The organism is Vibrio sp. B181a (assembly GCF_030248375.1).
GTDB classification, from domain to species: Bacteria; Pseudomonadota; Gammaproteobacteria; order Enterobacterales; family Vibrionaceae; genus Vibrio; species Vibrio campbellii.
In genome coordinates this window covers 12,123-25,866 of record NZ_JAHGAD010000093.1, presented here as the reverse complement: position 1 = coordinate 25,866, position 13,744 = coordinate 12,123, and the positions used below count along the sequence as shown (strand labels likewise).

At 46.3% G+C, this 13,744-nt stretch carries 15 protein-coding genes; all 15 read left to right on the top strand.

Going from position 1 to position 13,744, the window contains the following annotated elements; genetic code table 11:
- Nucleotides 1–44 precede the first annotated feature (44 nt).
- The 15 genes from KIO97_RS24665 to nadA all read left to right on the top strand — a co-directional run bounded on the left by KIO97_RS24665 (nt 45) and on the right by nadA (nt 13,646).
- Nucleotides 45–1,496 (top strand): methyl-accepting chemotaxis protein, encoded by a 1,452-nt coding sequence (locus KIO97_RS24665; protein ID WP_079401137.1) that lies wholly within the window; start codon nt 45–47, stop codon nt 1,494–1,496.
- A gap of 78 nt (nt 1,497–1,574) precedes the next feature.
- Nucleotides 1,575–2,189: a Holliday junction branch migration protein RuvA gene (ruvA, locus tag KIO97_RS24660; RefSeq protein ID WP_010447275.1), complete on the top strand. Its 615-nt coding sequence runs from the start codon at nt 1,575–1,577 to the stop codon at nt 2,187–2,189.
- 21 nt (nt 2,190–2,210) lie between these two features.
- Entirely contained in the window at nt 2,211–3,215 is a 1,005-nt protein-coding gene (gene ruvB, locus KIO97_RS24655; RefSeq protein ID WP_009698277.1) for a Holliday junction branch migration DNA helicase RuvB, read from the top strand.
- A gap of 461 nt (nt 3,216–3,676) precedes the next feature.
- Nucleotides 3,677–5,263 carry a cytochrome ubiquinol oxidase subunit I gene (gene cydA, locus KIO97_RS24650; protein ID WP_038889167.1) on the top strand — a complete coding sequence of 529 codons (1,587 nt, stop codon included), beginning with the start codon at nt 3,677–3,679 and terminating at the stop codon, nt 5,261–5,263.
- Nucleotides 5,264–5,280: 17 nt separating this feature from the next.
- Nucleotides 5,281–6,417: a cytochrome d ubiquinol oxidase subunit II gene (gene cydB / locus KIO97_RS24645; protein WP_038889166.1), complete on the top strand. Its 1,137-nt coding sequence runs from the start codon at nt 5,281–5,283 to the stop codon at nt 6,415–6,417.
- Nucleotides 6,418–6,429: 12 nt separating this feature from the next.
- Nucleotides 6,430–6,537: a cytochrome bd-I oxidase subunit CydX gene (cydX, locus tag KIO97_RS24640; protein WP_000270284.1), complete on the top strand. Its 108-nt coding sequence runs from the start codon at nt 6,430–6,432 to the stop codon at nt 6,535–6,537.
- Nucleotides 6,530–6,832 (top strand): cyd operon protein YbgE, encoded by a 303-nt coding sequence (gene ybgE, locus KIO97_RS24635; protein WP_285384228.1) that lies wholly within the window; start codon nt 6,530–6,532, stop codon nt 6,830–6,832. The genes cydX and ybgE overlap by 8 nt, the downstream gene beginning before the upstream one ends.
- A 171-nt stretch (nt 6,833–7,003) precedes the next feature.
- Nucleotides 7,004–7,423 carry a tol-pal system-associated acyl-CoA thioesterase gene (ybgC, locus tag KIO97_RS24630; RefSeq protein WP_005426200.1) on the top strand — a complete coding sequence of 140 codons (420 nt, stop codon included), beginning with the start codon at nt 7,004–7,006 and terminating at the stop codon, nt 7,421–7,423.
- Nucleotides 7,413–8,111 carry a protein TolQ gene (tolQ, locus tag KIO97_RS24625; RefSeq protein ID WP_005426224.1) on the top strand — a complete coding sequence of 233 codons (699 nt, stop codon included), beginning with the start codon at nt 7,413–7,415 and terminating at the stop codon, nt 8,109–8,111. The genes ybgC and tolQ overlap by 11 nt, the downstream gene beginning before the upstream one ends.
- A 3-nt stretch (nt 8,112–8,114) precedes the next feature.
- Nucleotides 8,115–8,558 (top strand): protein TolR, encoded by a 444-nt coding sequence (gene tolR / locus KIO97_RS24620; RefSeq protein ID WP_009842719.1) that lies wholly within the window; start codon nt 8,115–8,117, stop codon nt 8,556–8,558.
- Nucleotides 8,559–8,571: 13 nt separating this feature from the next.
- The gene (gene tolA, locus KIO97_RS24615; protein ID WP_212581681.1) at nt 8,572–9,600 is read left to right on the top strand and encodes a cell envelope integrity protein TolA; all 1,029 of its coding nucleotides are present in this window, start codon (nt 8,572–8,574) and stop codon (nt 9,598–9,600) included.
- A 10-nt stretch (nt 9,601–9,610) separates the two neighbouring features.
- The gene (tolB, locus tag KIO97_RS24610; RefSeq protein WP_005426162.1) at nt 9,611–10,963 is read left to right on the top strand and encodes a Tol-Pal system beta propeller repeat protein TolB; all 1,353 of its coding nucleotides are present in this window, start codon (nt 9,611–9,613) and stop codon (nt 10,961–10,963) included.
- 31 nt (nt 10,964–10,994) lie between these two features.
- A complete protein-coding gene (gene pal, locus KIO97_RS24605) occupies nt 10,995–11,516 on the top strand; it encodes a peptidoglycan-associated lipoprotein Pal (RefSeq protein WP_005426291.1) in 522 nt (173 codons plus the stop codon).
- Nucleotides 11,517–11,531: 15 nt separating this feature from the next.
- Nucleotides 11,532–12,287, top strand: coding sequence for a tol-pal system protein YbgF (gene ybgF / locus KIO97_RS24600; RefSeq protein WP_285384227.1), 756 nt, complete (start codon nt 11,532–11,534; stop codon nt 12,285–12,287).
- A gap of 297 nt (nt 12,288–12,584) precedes the next feature.
- Nucleotides 12,585–13,646 (top strand): quinolinate synthase NadA, encoded by a 1,062-nt coding sequence (nadA, locus tag KIO97_RS24595; protein ID WP_045377918.1) that lies wholly within the window; start codon nt 12,585–12,587, stop codon nt 13,644–13,646.
- The last annotated feature ends 98 nt before the right edge of the window (nt 13,647–13,744 follow it).

Sequence of the window (13,744 nt, the reverse complement as noted above, 5' to 3'; positions counted from 1 at the left end):
AGTGGTCAGAGGTCTAATAAGAAATCAATCAAGGAAGATTGAACATGAATCCAGCCACGCTGTGGCGCAGTGCATTTATGCCGCGCCAAACTCAATGGACGAGAACACAACAACGTCAAGCCGACATCCTCTCTCTATTTACCCTCATCGCTTTCCTCGTCGGGATCTACAGCCTGATCAAATGGTCCAAACATGGACATGAAAGCTTAATTTTCACCTCAATACTCTTAATCGCACTCGAGCTGATATCCGCCTTCAGCCTGAAATGGTTCAAGCAACCAGCATTGTCGCTCAATTTGGGTTTTGTTGGCATGTCAGTGCATGCGCTTAACATCATCTATCAAAGTGGTGGTGTGGTCGATTCAACCCAAACTTACTGGGTACCTTTGTTAGTCGTCGCTTTCTTTTTATCTGGCACTCGTATCATGGCGATCTCTTGGAGCGCGTTAGTGATAGTGCTTTCTGCGGTAATGACGTATCAGCATGTGTCTGGTTTTGGTTTTCCTCAACTTGTGTTGTCTGAATCTGCCCAGCGTGTGGAAATATGGTCAGGCACCGTGTTACCGCTGGTGGTGATTTGTATTGCACAAGCCTTTACCGCCAAGCAGCGAGACATCGCGATTGAAAGTGCAGAGAAAGCCAAAGCAGAAAGTGAGTTGGTGGCCCAGAAGGCAACAGAAGGAGAGCTGCGTTTAGCAGAGGTGCTAGAACAGGCGAATCAAAACTCAAGTGAGTTGAAACAAGTCTCCCAAGTGTTGGACGAACAATCATCACAATTAGATGCTCAAGTGAATGCGCTCAATGTAAACAGTGAATCCCAAGCGAGTGCAGCCGAGCAAATGAGTCAGCAAGTGCATCACATGGCGACGGGGATTGAAGAGTCCAGTAAGTTTGTCGAAGAGCTACGAGAGAAGAGTGAAGACGTTCATCAACAAGCTGAGAAAAGCTCGGAATTGCTGGAGGATTCAACCCAAGCGATCAGCCAGATCATTACCAGCCATGAAGACATCATGAAAGTGGCAGACTTGATTACCTCGGTCGCAGAGCAAACCAACTTGTTGGCACTCAATGCCGCTATTGAAGCGGCGCGAGCGGGTGAGCAGGGTAGAGGCTTTGCGGTCGTTGCGGACCAAGTACGAGAGCTTTCGGCTAAGAGCAGTCAGTCGGCCGTGGAAATTCGCAACTTGCTTGATCGCAGTGAACAAGAAGTGAAGCATGGTCAAAGCGTTGTGACGTCAAGCACAGAGCGAATGAACACCATTATTCAGCAAGTTACCACCATTTCTCATGATGTGCAGAGTCTGTCTGGCATCATGGCAACGCAAATGACGGCTTTAAAAGAGTTAGATGAAGCCAGCAGTGAAGTGGCTAACGGTGTAGTGAACACCAAAACTATTGCCGAAACTGTCGCGCAATACGGAACCGAGTTGAATGGGCAAGTGGTCGCGGTACGCAACCTTACACAGCAACTTGATCAAGTTGTCTCAAAAATCTAACCCCACCGCATAAAGGACTGGATGTCTATCCAGTTCTTTATTATCCTGTCGCAAATTCATTTCCAAAGAGTATTTATAGTGATTGGACGTCTTCGCGGCACTCTGCTTGAAAAGCAACCACCTGAAGTTTTAATTGAAGTTAATGGCATTGGTTATGAAGTTCAGATGCCAATGAGCTGTTTCTACGAACTGCCAAATGTCGGTGAAGAAGCCATTATTTATACTCACTTTGTTGTGCGTGAAGACGCGCAATTGCTTTACGGTTTCAACACAGTAAAAGAACGTGCGCTTTTCCGTGAAGTGATCAAAGCGAACGGTGTTGGTCCTAAGCTAGGTCTGGGTATCCTTTCAGGTATGACGGCGAGCCAATTCGTTTCTTGTGTAGAGCGTGAAGACATTTCAACGCTTGTAAAACTACCGGGTGTTGGTAAGAAGACGGCTGAACGCCTCGTCGTTGAAATGAAAGACCGCCTGAAAGGGTGGGGCGCTGGCGATCTGTTTACTCCGTTTACTGATGCAGCACCTGCGGACGCTGGCTCTGCGGCTTCTAACAACGCTGAAGAAGAGGCAATCAGTGCGCTTCTTGCTCTAGGTTACAAGCCGACTCAAGCGTCGAAAGTGGTTTCTCAGATCGCTAAACCGGATATGACCAGTGAGCAACTGATCCGTGAAGCACTAAAATCAATGGTGTAACGGAAAGCCCAAGGGAACAATATGATTGAAGCCGATCGTTTAATCGCGCCAGAGAATCCTTCGTTTCGTGATGAAGATGTCATCGACCGTGCGATTCGTCCTAAGAAACTGGCGGATTACCAAGGTCAGGATCACGTGCGTGATCAGATGGAAATTTTCATTAAAGCCGCTCAATTGCGAAATGAAGCGCTCGACCACCTTTTGATTTTTGGTCCTCCAGGTTTGGGTAAAACCACGCTTGCGAATATCGTTGCCAATGAGATGGAAGTGAACATTCGTACCACTTCAGGCCCTGTACTTGAGAAAGCAGGGGACTTAGCGGCGCTGTTGACCAACTTAGAAGAAAACGATGTGTTGTTCATTGATGAGATCCACCGCTTAAGCCCGATGGTTGAAGAGGTGTTGTATCCAGCAATGGAAGACTACCAGTTAGACATCATGATTGGTGAAGGTCCGGCGGCGCGCTCTATCAAAATTGATTTACCACCTTTCACTTTGATCGGTGCAACGACGCGTGCAGGCTCTTTGACATCACCATTGCGTGACCGTTTTGGTATTACTCAGCGTCTTGAATACTACAAAGTGAAAGACCTGCAAGATATCGTTCAGCGCAGTGCTGACTGTTTGGGGTTGTCTATGGAGTCGGAAGGGGCGTTAGAAGTTGCTCGCCGTGCTCGTGGCACGCCACGTATTGCTAACCGATTGCTACGCCGAGTTCGTGACTATGCGGAAGTAAAAGGCAACGGTCATATTTGTGCTGATACCGCAGACAAAGCATTGAACATGCTTGATGTCGATGCCGAAGGTTTCGATTATATGGACCGTAAGCTGCTGTTAGCTATCATGGAGAAGTTTGGTGGTGGACCTGTTGGTTTGGACAACATGGCAGCGGCGATCGGTGAAGAGAAAGACACCATCGAAGACGTTCTTGAACCATATCTAATCCAACAAGGCTATTTGCAACGCACTCCGCGTGGTAGAATTGCCACCGATCGTGCTTATTTGCATTTCGGAATTGAAAAGTAAGATTTCAACGCTGAGCACGTAGTGCTCAGCTTTTCACCAATGTTGACCAACCTCTCATTTATTAAATCTCTTCTAATACTAAATAGGTAATAAAAACTTATTGGTTGTTAACTCTATGTTCTTAGCCAACTGATAAATCTCTCTCCTGATTACGCTCCTTTAACATCCCTTTTAAATATCGTTTGATCTAGATCAAATTGATGGATTTTTGTTCAAATTCGACGCCTAAAGATTGATATATATCAAAGCGCTTTCCTGCTATAAACCTTTTGAAACAAACTGTTTTTAGAAGTAATATTAGGCCCAGCTATATTAGCTGATGCTTAACAATTAACTAACCAACGAAGCACATTTTTGCAACAAAGCGTTGTGATAATTCAACATTTTTCAAGTGTAAATAACACTTGTGTATGGATTGCAATATGTAGAGAGTGTCATTCAGCCGACACATAGGAGTTACCATGATTGACGTAGTTGATCTGTCGCGGTTGCAGTTTGCACTGACAGCGATGTATCACTTCCTATTCGTACCATTGACCCTTGGTATGGCCTTCCTTTTGGCCATTATGGAATCGATGTACGTAATGACGAACAAGCAAATCTACAAGGACATGACCAAGTTCTGGGGTAAGCTGTTCGGTATTAACTTTGCACTTGGTGTGGCTACCGGCCTTACCATGGAGTTCCAGTTTGGTACGAACTGGTCTTACTATTCCCACTATGTAGGTGACATCTTCGGTGCGCCACTTGCGATCGAAGCACTGGTTGCTTTCTTCCTGGAGTCAACTTTTGTTGGTCTATTCTTCTTCGGGTGGGATCGTCTATCGAAACGTCAACACTTGGCGGTAACCTGGTTGGTTGCTCTAGGTTCTAACTTCTCTGCACTTTGGATTCTTATCGCGAACGGCTGGATGCAAAACCCAGTAGGCGCAGAATTCAACTTCGAAACCATGCGTATGGAAATGGTGAGCTTTGCAGACGTTGTTCTAAACCCAGTAGCGCAAGTTAAATTTGTACACACAGTAGCGTCAGGTTACACGTGTGGTGCAATGTTCGTTCTAGGCATCAGTTCATACTACCTACTGAAAGGCCGTGACGTGGCGTTTGCTCGTCGCTCATTTGCTATCGCAGCATCTTTCGGTATGGCAGCAATCCTATCGACAATCGTTCTAGGTGACGAATCTGGTTACGAGTTGGGTGAAGTTCAAAAAGTGAAACTAGCGGCAGTTGAAGCAGAATGGCACACAGAGCCTGCGCCTGCAGCATTCACGCTATTTGGTATTCCAAACCAAGAAACAATGAACACCGATTACGCAATCAAGATCCCTTACGTAATGGGTATCATCGCAACGCGTTCATTTGACGAGCAAGTAACAGGTCTACACGATCTACGTGAAGAGCACGTTGACCGTATCCGTACAGGTATGTACGCGTACGAGCTACTTGAAAAACTGCGCGCAGGCGACAAGTCTGAAGCAAACATGACAGCGTTTGACGAAGTGAAAGGTGACCTAGGTTACGGTCTACTTCTAAAACGTTACACAGAAAACGTTGTTGATGCGACAGAAGATCAAATCCAAGCGGCTGCGGATGATTCTATCCCAACAGTTTGGCCACTATTCTGGTCATTCCGTATCATGGTTGCGTGTGGTTTCATCATGCTATTCGTATTCGGTGCGTCATTCATCCAAACATGTCGTCAGAAGATCGAACAGAAACCTTGGGTTCTTAAAGCAGCATTGTTCAGCATTCCACTTCCATGGATTGCGATCGAAGCAGGTTGGTTCGTCGCAGAATACGGTCGTCAGCCTTGGGCAGTAGGTGAGATTCTACCAGTTCACGTAGCGGCATCTGCACTGACTGCAGGTCAGATTTGGACTTCACTATTCGCAATCCTAGCGCTATACACTGTGTTCCTAATCGCAGAAGTATACCTAATGGTGAAATTCGCTCGTAAAGGTCCAAGCAGCCTGAAAACAGGTCGCTACCACTTCGAGCAAAACGCTGACTCTGTTGAAGACAAAGTTAGTCGCCAAGTAGAAGCGTAAGGCAAGGAGATAACAAGATGTTTGATTACGAAATCTTGCGATTCATCTGGTGGGTACTGATCGGTGTTCTACTAGTTGGTTTCGCGATTACTGACGGTTTCGATATGGGTGTAGGCGCGCTTGTACCTGTAATCGGTAAAAACGACACGCAACGTCGTGTGATGATTAACTCAATCGCTCCGCACTGGGATGGTAACCAAGTATGGCTTATCACTGCAGGTGGTGCATTGTTCGCTGCATGGCCTCTAGTTTACGCAACATCGTTCTCTGGTTTCTACCTAGCGATGATCCTAACTCTAGCGGCACTTTGGCTACGTCCAATTGGTCTTGATTACCGTTCGAAAATCGAAGACCCAAAATGGCGTAACACTTGGGATATCTGTATCTCAATCAGTGGCTTCGTTCCACCAATCATCTTTGGTGTTGCGTTTGGTAACCTTCTACAAGGTGTTCCATTCCAGTTGAACGAGTTCCTAATGCCAACGTACCACGGTTCATTCTTCGGTCTACTAAACCCATTTGCTCTACTATGTGGTCTAGTAAGCTTGTTCATGATCCTGATGCAAGGCGCAACTTGGCTACAAATGAAAACAACTGGCGAAGTACATACTCGTGCTCGTAACGTAGCTCAGCTTACTGGCCTACTAACAGTGGTTGCTTTCGTAGCAGCAGGCTTCTGGATCCAAAACATTGAAGGCTACGTAATCGTAGGTGGCATCGATACTGCAGCAGCGTCTAACCCTCTAAACAAAGAGGTTATCCGTGAAGCAGGCGCGTGGATGACGAACTTCGAAACTTACCCACTACTATGGGCTGCACCTGTATTGGGTGTTGCTATGCCGCTTCTAGCTGTATTGGCATCTCGTCTAGAGAAGTGTGGTATTGCGTTCCTAACATCAAGCCTAGGTAACGCTGGCGTTATCTTTACTGCTGGTATTGCGATGTTCCCATTCATCATGCCATCAGACCTAGTGCCAAGCCACAGCCTAACAATGTGGGATGCAACGTCATCTGAACTGACTCTGAACCTAATGACAGGCGTAGCGTTTGTTATGGTTCCAATCATCTTGGCTTACACGTCTTGGACTTACTACAAGATGTTCGGTCGCTTGGATGATCAGTTCATCGAAGACAACAAAAACTCACTTTACTAAGGAGCTATTACTATGTGGTATTTCGCATGGATTCTAGGTGTACTACTTGCTTGTGCATTCGGTATCATCAACGCTCTTTGGTTAGAGCACTCAGAAATGATGGATAAAGACAGTGAGTAATCTCGCTAACAAGGTAGCGAAACTTCACGCACCAATGGACAAGACTCTGCTGAGAGTCTTGGCCTTAATCCTCGGCTTTATGCACGTTGGATTGGTGATGTGGGACCCAAACGCATACCATCGAGAAATTGGTGGCTTTAATGCGTTTATCGCGCCTGCATTGATCTGGGCTTGTTGCTCAAGCATGGTGTATGGCGTGGGTTTTAAACCGAGAAACTGGTACTGGCAAGTATTGTTCAGCCCTTACTTCTCACTCGCTATCCTAATTTATCTAACTGCACTGTATTTCATGTAAGCGTTACACTCTGAAATAAAGTCGGTTACTAAATCATCGAATAAAAGCCAGGCAGTTTGTCTGGCTTTTATTTTTTCTACAAAATTCAAAAATATTCCCTTCGCTCAGTACCAATTACTGCCGCTTCAGTTATAGTAATTGCTTTAAAGAATTGAAATTACTGGTACTCCCTTGCAAGGCACATCAAATCCCTTCCGCTGGCCGATCACCGTGTATTACGAAGACACGGATGCGGGCGGCGTTGTATATCATTCAAATTATTTGAAATTCTTTGAACGTGCACGCACTGAGATGTTGCGTGCAAAAGGCGTTTCCCAACATGTGTTATTGGAACAAAACATAGGCTTTGTTGTCCGACACATGGATATCGATTTCAACCAAGGCGCTAGGCTGGACGAGCATTTGACCGTTCTAACCCGAGTGTCAGAAATAAAACGTGCTTCCCTGCAATTCTGTCAAGAGTTAGTCAATGATGAAGGCAGAACATTGTGCAAGGCAATGGTTAAGGTAGCATGTATCGATAATAAGAAAATGAAGCCAATTGCGATTCCATCATTTATCAATTCGGAGCTAACAAATAGTGACTGCTGATATTTCCATTTTAGATCTCTTTCTTCAGGCCAGTCTGTTGGTAAAGCTTGTGATGTTGACACTGCTAGGCATGTCAATCGCATCATGGGCTATGATCATTAAGCGCAGCAAAGTCTTATCTCAAGCATCAAAAGATGCAGAGTCATTTGAAGACAAATTTTGGTCGGGCACGGATCTTTCACAGCTTTATCAAAAAGTGAAAGGCCGCAAAGACGACATCACGGGCACAGAAGAAATCTTCTACGCAGGTTTTACCGAGTTCGCACGCCTACGTAAGAGCAACGCAAACTCACCAGCTTACATCATGGAAGGTACTGGCCGTGCAATGCGCGTCGCCGTTGCTCGTGAAGTTGATGAACTTGAAACCAGCCTACCATTCCTTGCAACGGTTGGTTCTATCAGTCCATACATTGGTCTGTTTGGTACCGTTTGGGGCATCATGCACGCGTTCATCGCTTTAGGTGAAGTGAAGCAAGCAACGCTTTCAATGGTAGCGCCAGGTATCGCAGAAGCACTGATTGCGACAGCGATGGGTCTATTCGCGGCAATCCCTGCGGTAATGGCCTACAACCGTCTAAGCAATAAAGTAAGTAAGCTAGAACACACATACGCAACTTTCTCTGAAGAATTCCATAGCATTCTGCACCGTCAAGCGATGGCGGGTCGAGACAGCGCAAGTAAGGAATAAGTCATGGCGGGTTACCAACCTAAAAAGCGTAAAATGACTGCAGAGATCAACGTCGTACCTTACATCGATGTGATGCTTGTTCTGTTGATCATTTTCATGGCGACCGCTCCATTTGTGACTCAAGGCGTGGATGTGGATCTACCACAAACGTCGACGGCTGAATCCATGCAAGATCTCGCTGGTGATACTGACAGCAGCTTCATCATTATCGAAATCGATCGTGACGGCAATTTAGGCCTGAGCGTGAATGATGAAGAGGTTCAACGCGGTCTATCACTACAAGACGTGATTGTGCGCGTGAAAGCCGAGCGTGAGATTAAGCCTGATTCACCTGTTGCAGTCGGTGGTGATGCGGCAACGCCATACGCTGACGTTGTACTTTTGCTTGACGAGTTAAGTCGTGCAGGCATCCCAAAAGTGGGTCTGATGACCGATATCAAGGAATAGACATCGTACATCTATGAAAGACAACAAGAAGAAACGCAAAGAATACACCAAGCCGATAGCGATATCGGTTGGTTTGCATGCGCTGTTAGTCGTTGCTTTGCTTTGGGGTACGGATTTCACAATGTCGAAACCAGAGCCGACAGGGCAGATGGTTCAGGCTGTGGTGATTGATCCAAAACTTGTTCAGAAACAAGCGAACGAGATTCGTCAGCAACGCGAAAAAGCCGCGAAGAAAGAGCAAGACCGTCTGGATAAACTGAGACGTGAAGCTGAGCAGCTTGAGAAAAACCGCAAAGCTGAAGAAGAACAGATTCGTAAGCTAAAAGAGCAGCAGGCAAAAGACGCCAAAGCCGCTCGTGAAGCCGAAGCTGCTCGCAAGAAGAAAGAACAAGAGCGTAAGGCCGAAGAAGAACGCACTCGCAAAGCGAAAGAGCAAGCAGCAAAAGCCGAGAAAGAGCGTAAAGCCAAAGAAGAGGCAGTACGTAAGGCAGAGCAGGAACGTGTAGCGCGTGAGAAAGCCGCGAAAGAAGCGGAAGAAAAAGCGAAACGTGAACGCGAAGCTGCAGCAAAAGCCGAACAAGAACGTATCGCGAAAGAAAAGGCAGCCAAAGAGGCCGCAGAGAAAGCGCGTAAAGAAAAAGAGCGTCTTGAACAAATCGAGCGTGAGCGTAAAGAACAAGAAGCGGCACTGGATGACATCTTTGCCGGTCTAGAAAGTGAGTCGAGTGCAAACCAACAGGCACAAGGGCAATTTGTCGCTGACGAAGTTTCTCGTTACAGCTCAATCTATACTCAGCTTATTCAAAGCAAATTGCTAAAGGACGACTACTTATTGGGAAAGGAGTGTAGAGTTAACATTAAGCTGATTCCGACAGGGGCAGACATGATAGTCTCATCGGTGAGTGTGCTTTCTGGAGACTCTAGAGTATGTGCGGCTGCAAAGAGTGCAATCGCACAAGTGCCAAGTTTTCCAATGTCTACCGATTCAACAGTTAACCAAAGGCTGAAGGATATTAACCTTACGGTCGCACTACAACAATAAGGGATAAGCCGTGATTAAACGTCTTTTACTAGGAATGTTTGTACTGCTTGGCAGTCTGACGAGTGTAGCTCACGCTGCATTAGAGCTGGTGATTACCGATGGTATTGATTCAGCACGACCAATTGCTGTTGTTCCATTCAAATGGGAAGGCAGTGAACCGCTTCCTACCGATATTTCTGCTGTGATTGCTTCTGACTTGCAACGCAGTGGTAAATTCAGCCCGGTACCAACCAGCAAAATGCCCCAAACGCCATTCAACGAATCAGAGGTGAACTTTGATGCGTGGACCGGCTTAGGTGTGGACGCATTGCTTACTGGCTCAATCAAAAAGAACGAGCAGGGTAACTACGTAGTTAACTACCAATTGGTTGACGTAGTGCGCGGCCAGCTAACTGGTGGTAAGAGCAAAGCATTGGGTGGTGACGGTGAACTGGTCCTTTCTAAAGATCATGTTCTGTTCAACAAGGTTGCAACAGTTGAAGGCCCACGTATGCGTGAATACGCACACCGAATCTCTGACTTGGTTTACGAGCAGCTGACGGGTGAACGTGGTGCGTTTATGACGCGTATTGCTTACGTGGTAGTGAACGATAAAGATAACTTCCCTTACCAACTTCGTGTTGCGGATTACGACGGTTACAACGAGCGTTTAGTTCTACGTTCTAAGCAGCCACTGATGTCTCCTGCATGGTCTCCAGATGGTCAAAAGCTGGCTTATGTTAGCTTCCAAAATGGCCAAGCTGAAATCTTCATCATGAACATCTATACCGGCGAGCGCGAGAAGATTACTTCATACCCTCGTCACAATGGTGCGCCAAGATTCTCTCCAGATGGCAGTCAGTTAGCACTGGTACTTTCTAAGACTGGCTCGCTTCAGGTATACACTTTGGATCTGAAAACTCGCAAGCTGACACAAATTACGCGTGGCAGATCAAATAATACAGAACCGTTCTGGCACCCTGATGGTAAATCACTGATTTTCACATCTGACAGGGGTGGTAAACCTCAGATTTATCAAGTAGATTTGGGCAGCGGTTCTACTAACCGCTTGACTTGGCAAGGCAGCCAAAACTTAGGTGGTCAAATCACCCCTGATGGTCGATTCCTAGTCATGGTGAATCGCAGTGATTCGGGTTTCAACTTGGCTAAACAAGATTTGGAAACAGGCGCTCTTCAGGTTCTAACAAAAACATTGCTTGATGAGTCTCCGAGCATTGCCCCAAATGGTGGCATGGTTATCTATAGCTCGATTTACAACAAGAAAAACGTACTATCGATGGTGTCAATTGATGGTCGATTTAAAGCTAGATTACCGGCAACAAATGGGCGTGTAAGAGCTCCCGCATGGTCACCGTTTTTGTAGTAAGAAAAATTGATTAATAAAGGAAAATAAGATGCAACTGAACAAGGTTCTAAAAGGGCTACTAATCGCGATTCCTGTGATGGCTATGACAGCATGTAGTTCAAGCGATGACGCTGCTTCTAACACTGGTGCAGAAACAAACACTGGTGCTTCAGAAACAACAGTCGTAACGCCGATCGATCCAAATGGTCAGCTAACGGAGCAAGAGCTAAAAGAGCAAGCGCTACGTGAAACTCAAACTATCTACTTCGCATTTGATAACTCAACAATTGCGGGCGATTACGAAGAAATGCTAGCGGCTCACGCTTCTTACCTAAGCAAGAACCCTGCTCTTAAAGTAACGATTGAAGGTCACGCGGATGAGCGTGGTACGCCTGAGTACAACATCGCACTTGGCGAGCGTCGTGCTGAAGCAGTATCAAACTACCTACAAGCACTAGGTGTTCAAGCTGACCAAATCTCTATCGTTAGCTACGGTGAAGAGAAGCCACTTCTTCTAGGTCAATCTGAAGAAGTTTACGCTAAGAACCGTCGTGCGGTTCTAGTATACTAATTCGAGGTAAACCTCATGTTCAGTAACACTAAGCGCGCTGTTACGCTTACGTTACTGGCAAGTGCAGCGAACTTCGCGTTCGCTGCACCAGCTCCAGTATCAGATCTCAACAGCACATCATCAGTATCTACTCGATCTTCTTCCGAAAGCGACATCGAGCGTTTAGAGCGCTTGCTGCAAAATCGCAACCGCGTTCAGCTTCAAATGCAAGAGCAAATTGACCAAATGTCACAAGAGATCAGTGATCTACGTGGTCAGTTAGAGCGCAACAGCTACGAGATGCAGCAAATGCTGAAACGTCAGCGAGAGTTGTTCGTTGAGTTAGATCGAGTGCGTGGCGAAATGAAAGCAGCGCCAGTAAAAGAAGCCAAACCAGCGGAAACGGGTGGTAAGTACTCATCGAATGCCGATGAGCAAACGGCTTACCAAGATGCGGTGGACTTGATCCTCAAGAAACGCGACTACACTGGCGCGATCGCTGCATTCCAACAGTTCCAAAAGGACTATCCTGATTCAACTTACTCAGCGAACTCGCATTACTGGCTAGGTCAGTTGTACTTCGCTAAGAAACAGGACAAAGAGGCCGTGAAAAGCTTTGCTGCTGTGGTTTCTTACAAAGATTCCAACAAGCGTGCGGACGCATTGGTTAAGCTAGGCGATATCGCAGAGCGTAACAAAAATGACGCACAGGCGAAGAAATACTATCAGCAAGTTGTTGATGAGTACCCGGGCAGTGCATCGGCGAAAGTTGCAGGCTCTAAGCTGAAGTAATCACGCCTAATCGGTAGCAAGACAATATCAAAGGGAGCAGAGGCTCCCTTTTTGTTTTTTGTATTCCTATATATCTACTCCTTATCTCCCTATACCTCAATCCCCATCAATCCTTCTCGATAGTCGTCTCTGCGTTGCTGAGCTGAGATGTAACAAGCGTTCATTCTCTACAGTTAGAATTGTTACTTACAACAAAGATATACGGCTAGACTGCTATAAATTCGGTTACGGGTTGGTTTTTGAAAATCAACAAGGTTACAATACTCGGATTAAAGGAAGTTGCGTAGAGCAAGAGCAATGAGCCACATACTAGATAAAATCGAGACAGTTTACCCATTCCCTCCAAAACCAATCCCATTAAGCCAAGAAGAAAAAGCCGATTACATCGAGCGAATCAAAAAGCTGCTTAAAGAGAAAGACGCGGTACTTATCGCGCACTACTACACCGATCCTGAGATCCAAGCTTTGGCTGAAGAGACCGGCGGTTTTGTTGGTGATTCGCTAGAAATGGCGAAATTTGGTAACCGTCACCCAGCAAGCACACTGATCATTGGTGGTGTGCGCTTTATGGGCGAATCTGCAAAGATCCTTACGCCTGAAAAACGCATTCTGATGCCAACGCTAGAGGCTGAATGCTCTCTTGATCTTGGCTGTCCAGCAGACAAGTTCAGCGAATTCTGTGATGCACACCCTGACCATACGGTCGTGGTATACGCAAATACGTCGGCAGCGGTAAAAGCGCGCGCTGATTGGGTAGTTACATCAAGCATCGCTCTAGAGATTGTTGAACACCTAGACGCAGAAGATAAGCCAATCATCTGGGGCCCTGACCGTCACCTAGGTTCTTACATCGCGAACAAGACAGGCGCAGACATGTTGCTATGGCAAGGTGAATGTGTGGTTCACGATGAGTTCTCTGCAGATGCACTACGCAAGATGAAGAGCGTATACCCAGATGCCGCTATCCTAGTACACCCAGAATCTCCTGCGAGTGTGGTGGAACTTGCCGATGCAGTGGGTTCTACAAGTCAGCTAATCAAAGCGGCGAAAGAGCTTCCTCAGCAACAAATGATCGTGGCTACTGACAAAGGCATCTTCTTCAAGATGCAGCAGCTAGTGCCAGAAAAAGAGCTGATTGAAGCTCCAACGGCAGGTGCGGGTGCAACGTGTCGCAGCTGTGCACACTGTCCTTGGATGGCAATGAACGGCCTTAAAGCGATTGAAAAAGCATTGAGCGAAGGTGGTGCAGAGCACGAAATCTTTGTTGATGAAGCGCTACGTGTGAAATCTCTGATCCCACTGAACCGCATGCTAGATTTCGCAGAGCAGCTGAATATGCAGGTGAAAGGCAACGCTTAGTCAGTTTTTTTAGACCAAAGTTTGCTACGATAAATCTCAAAAACCAGCCGAATATGGCTGGTTTTTTTGTTTCTTACAATCAATGAGTTAGTATTTAG